2 protein-coding genes are annotated in these 3,990 nt (G+C 44.3%); both read left to right on the top strand.

Annotated elements, in window-relative coordinates; translation table 11 throughout:
• Positions 1-538 precede the first annotated feature (538 nt).
• Positions 539-1,744 (top strand): multidrug efflux MFS transporter EmrD, encoded by a 1,206-nt coding sequence (gene emrD / locus AB4496_RS24220; RefSeq protein WP_009846325.1) that lies wholly within the window; start codon positions 539-541, stop codon positions 1,742-1,744.
• A 330-nt stretch (positions 1,745-2,074) separates the two neighbouring features.
• Positions 2,075-3,990 (top strand): S9 family peptidase (locus AB4496_RS24215; protein ID WP_372132324.1); only part of this gene is annotated, 1,916 nt, incomplete at its 3' end.

Here is a 3,990-nt window from a genome sequence, read left to right as displayed (position 1 = left end):
TTCCACTGTACTGATAGAGAGCGCATTTAATATCCTTATTTAAGCCAAAAGACTTCCATAACCGTAACCATCACATTAGTAACAAACTGCTATGCACAATGTGAATGAGTTAGACGAATAGCTTAGCGGATAATTACAGCACAAATTACGTGCATATAAAACGAAAGTTTATAGAAATGTTAATAAATCGTGTACTTTGTCTGTTATTGCTTTGATTTCAAGAGCTTTCAGCTTGTCAGACTTAGGCTTCTTTGTGCCTACGCTTCCGGTCATGAATAACGCAAATTGATTCAGAGTAATGCAACATTTTAAGGAAGCCAATGACTCCTTATTATTTTATAACCCCAATAAAATCGGATTAGTTTTTATAATCCAAGCTATAGATTTTTATCTTGATCAACTTCACACTTTTTGGTTGCTAAGTAGACGCTCAATCTCTAATATCTCGCGCCTAGATTCCCAGGTTACTTTACTTATTTGGCTCTCCTTAATGGAACGCCAAGGCTTTTTACGTCCTAATTTTTGGAGAGATACGCAAATGTCCGCCACGTTTCCATTAGCGAAACTTACCTTTTTAATCGCTATTCTGACTGCCGTGGGTCAAATGACTCAAACGATGTACGTGCCTTCTATCGGTCATATGGCGGGTGAGTTCTTGGTTTCAGCATCTTCGCTTCAAGCTGTGATGGCGTGCTACCTGATCCCTTATGGTCTGTCGCAATTTGCATACGGTCCACTTTCTGATCGCCTAGGTCGCAAACCAATCATCGTTGTCGGTTTGATCATCTACATCATCGGTACTTTGGTGGCATTGTTTGCTCACGAATATGAATGGTTCTTAGCAGGTAGCTTTATACAAGGTTTGGGCATCGGTTGTGGTGGTGCGATGTCTCGTACATTGACTCGCGACTGTTTTGAAGGCGCAGAACTGCACCGCGCAAACAGCTTAATTAGCATGTGTGTGATTTTCTCACCATTGATGGCTCCTGTATTAGGTGGGTACTTAACAGAAGCTTTCGGTTGGCGTTCTAGCTACTTGTTCCTGGCGCTGTTTGGTATCGCAGTGGTGATCACCATGATGACGAGCATGATGGAAACTCTGCCAAAAGAACGACGCAAACATGAATCGGTTGCCAACAGCTACAAGTTCGTTCTATCTGACAAACGTTTCCAAGGTTTCTTATTGGTATTGGTCGCAACATTTGCAGGTGTAGCGGTATTTGAAGCTGCGGCAGGTGTATTACTTGGCGGAGTACTTGGCTTGCCAGCAACCACAGTAAGCTTGTTGTTTGTATTACCCATTCCAGGTTACTTAGTCGGTGCTGGCCTATCCAGTTACATCGCACAACGTAGCAGTGAGCGCCGCGCTCTGAATGTTGGACTAGTTGCTATCTTGGTAGGGTCTACCGTGGTGTTGATACCAGGTCTATTTAGTCAAACAACAGCATTAACTTTGATCGGTGGTGCTACGATTTACTTTTTGGGCGCTGGTATCTTATTCCCGGCGGCAACAACAGGGGCGCTTTCGCCATTCCCGTACCACGCAGGTACTGGAGGTGCAATTTTGGGTGGTATGCAAAATCTAGGTGCTGGCATCGCAACACTACTGGCCTCGTTCTTCCCAGCTCAAGACCAACTTCCGCTCGGTTGCTTGATGATTGCAATGTCATTCATCGCCATGCTTGGTTTACGTTGGGTTAATCGTAAACCTGACCATTCAAACGAAATGCCATTGGCTATCTAAAGTAAACTCTACCTCAGCTCAAACAACGAAGAGGGACAGACTGAAAAGTGTGTCCCTTTTTCATTGCACGTTTCCCCCAGCTCACATCTACCATCGATTCCATTAAACATTACTTTGATTTATTGAAAACAATAACAGACACTTACGCTGAAAGTACCAATCCAGAATCCCATTATAAATAACATCACTGGAAGAAAACTAACCACTAAAGGATGCTGGCATTAAAACGAGTAAGGTACACAATAGGATATACAGATGCGTTTCGCTTTAACCACATTAGCCGTATCGGCCGCACTTGTCGCCGGATGCAGCAATCAAGGAATAACAACCATGGACCACAACTCTCCATCGCAACTCATCGCACATCAAACCCAAGCTCCCGTAGCTAAGAAAGTCCCTCATGCAATGACGATTCATAGTGATACCCGAATCGATGGTTATTACTGGATGCGTGATGATGAGCGCCAAGACCCAGAGATCTTGCAGCATCTTGAGCAAGAAAACCAGTACGCAGAGGCCGTGCTGAAACACACTGAAGCATCACAAGAACAGTTATTTGAAGAGATCAAAGGCCGAATCGCAAAAGACGACCATTCGGTTCCAGTTCGCAAAGGCAGCTACTACTACTCGAATGAAGTCACAGGTGACAACGAATACCCAGTTCACTTGCGTGAAAATGACTTTTTAGGTACAGACAAGCAAGTCATCTTAGATGTTAACGAACTAGCAAAAGACCATGAATTTTTCAGTATTGGTGGCTTAACGATCAGCCCAAGCGAAAACTTGTTGGCCTATGGCGAAGACACGCTGAGCCGCCGTATTTACACCATCAAGATTAAAGACCTCACGACAGGTGAATACCTAACAGATGAAATTGAAGGAGCTTCGAGCGCTATTGCATGGCAAAACGACAACCAAGCCTTTTACTACATCAAAAAAGATCCACAAACATTACTTGGTTATCAAGTTTACCGCCATGTGTTAGGCACACCTCAAACAAGCGATGAGCTAATCTACGAAGAAGCCGATAGCGCTTATTACACCTCTTTAAGTAAAAGCAAAGATGGTGAACAGGTCTACATTTGGCACTCGAGTACAGAAACCAGCGGTGTTTCAGTCATAGATGCCAACAACCCAAACGCTAAAGCTGAAGCTTTCTACCCACGAGAAACGGGTATCGAGTACAGCATCGCTAAGCTAGGTGATTGTTACTACATCTACACCAACTACCAAGCGGTCAACTTCCGTTTAATGAAAGTCACTGCTGAAGAGATGCATGACCGCTCTAAATGGGTCGATGTCATTCCTGCTGACGAGAATACTCAGCTTGTTGACTTCGAGCTGTTTGATGACCATCTGGTTTACGAGCAACGTGCGAATGGCTTGTCTACAGTGAAAGTTCGTCAACTCTCAACAGGGAAAGAGTTCCCACTTGAATTTAACGACACTGCTTTTGCTGCTTACCTAACAAGTAACTATGAATTAGATAACTCAAAAGTTCGCGTCTATTACAGCAGCTTAACCACACCAGGTACTTACTATGATTTCGACCTAAGTTCAGGAGAATCCGAAGTCATGAAACAAACACCTGTATTGGGTGATTTCGAAGCGGATAACTACCAATCAGAGCGAATTATGGTAACGGCTCGCGATGGTAAGCAAGTACCTGTCTCTCTGGTTTATCGCAAAGATTTATTCAAGAAAGACGGCACTAACCCAATCTACCAATACGGCTATGGCTCTTACGGATCTACGATCGAACCTACCTTCAGCTCAACTCGCCTAAGCCTACTGGATAGAGGTTTTGTTTTTGCGATCGCTCACATCCGCGGTTCAGAGATGCTCGGGCGCCCTTGGTATGAGGACGGCAAAAAGCTAACCAAGCAAAACACGTTCAACGACTTTATCGATGTAACCAAAGGGCTAGTTGAAGAAGGCTACGGCGCACAAGATAAAGTGTTCGCCGTTGGTGGTTCTGCTGGCGGTCTATTGATGGGCGCAATCATCAACCAAGCACCAGAACTGTACTGTGGCATCGGAGCACATGTTCCGTTTGTGGACGTTGTCACAACCATGCTTGACGAATCGATTCCTCTTACCACCAACGAGTATGACGAATGGGGCAACCCGAACGATAAAACCTATTACGATTACATGCTAGGTTACTCACCATATGACAATGTGAAGGCTCAAAGCTACCCGAACATGTTGGTAACAACAGGCTTGCATGACTCACAAGTACAATA

Origin of the sequence: Vibrio sp. 10N.222.46.A1 (assembly GCF_041473595.1) — a bacterium.
Taxonomy (GTDB): Bacteria; Pseudomonadota; Gammaproteobacteria; order Enterobacterales; family Vibrionaceae; genus Vibrio; species Vibrio tasmaniensis_A.
The sequence above is the reverse complement of the archived record's forward strand: the minus strand, read 5'-3'. Positions and strand labels throughout refer to the sequence as shown.

What these genes read in the sequence shown, in the direction of transcription:
- emrD (WP_009846325.1), top strand. Translation starts at nt 539, where the DNA reads ATGTCCGCCACGTTTCCATTAGCGAAACTTACCTTTTTAATCGCTATT.